The sequence below is a fragment of the Ralstonia sp. TCR112 genome, assembly GCF_007997035.1.
In the GTDB taxonomy this organism is placed as follows: domain Bacteria; phylum Pseudomonadota; class Gammaproteobacteria; order Burkholderiales; family Burkholderiaceae; genus Ralstonia; species Ralstonia edaphi.
Genome location: NZ_VOSS01000289.1, coordinates 1 through 713, shown reverse-complemented (window position 1 = coordinate 713; position 713 = coordinate 1). Strand labels below are relative to the sequence as shown.

General features: G+C 62.4%; 1 protein-coding gene. It reads right to left on the bottom strand.

The features are described 5' to 3' along the window. Positions 1-164 precede the first annotated feature (164 nt). A partial coding sequence (locus tag FUT88_RS26020; protein WP_261797291.1) for a LysR substrate-binding domain-containing protein occupies positions 165-713 on the bottom strand: 549 nt, incomplete at its 5' end.

Genomic DNA, 713 nt, shown 5'->3' with positions numbered 1-713 from the left:
GCCAACTTCGAGGCCCGGAGGCTCGACCCATGACGCTTTTTGCTCCGACGTTGCTGCTTTTTTCATCGACGCTGGGGTTCCGAACGTCAACGTCGATACTAAAAGTTTCGAATCCGGTGGTTTGAGGTCCAGTTACGAGGCTTGGCGGCCCACGGCTGACCGGTTTACCAATCCAGCCCAAGCAACCAGTCCACAAACTGCCGCGCCTCGGGCTTCATCGGCGCCTGCTCGCGCTGGACGATGTAGTAAGCATGTGGCGATGCCGATTCGATGTCCAGCAGCCGGACGATCTGACCTGAAGCGAGCCAGTTGCGTGCCATGGCTTGCCGAACCAGCGCCACGCCCTGGTTGGAGGCCACCGCTTCCAGCATCAGGCCGATGTCGTTGAACAGCGAACCGGTCGCGGGCTCCACTGCGTCCAGCCCGGCCGCCTCAAACCACGGGCGCCACGGCTCCAGCGGGCTGCGCAGCAGCGTGAGGTTCAGCAACTGCGATGCTTCGGTGATCGTGTTGCCGCTGATCTGCTCGAAGTAGCCACGCCCGCACGCCGGAAAGACCGGCTCGTTGAGCAGCAGCGTGGTCTTCAGGTCCGGATAGCGGCCGGTGCCGTAGCGGATCTCGACATCGGTGTCCTCGGCTTTCACGTCGAGGAACGGGATGGACAGATGCAGTTCCAGATCGATGTGCGGGTACAGCGCGTTGAACTCCGGCAG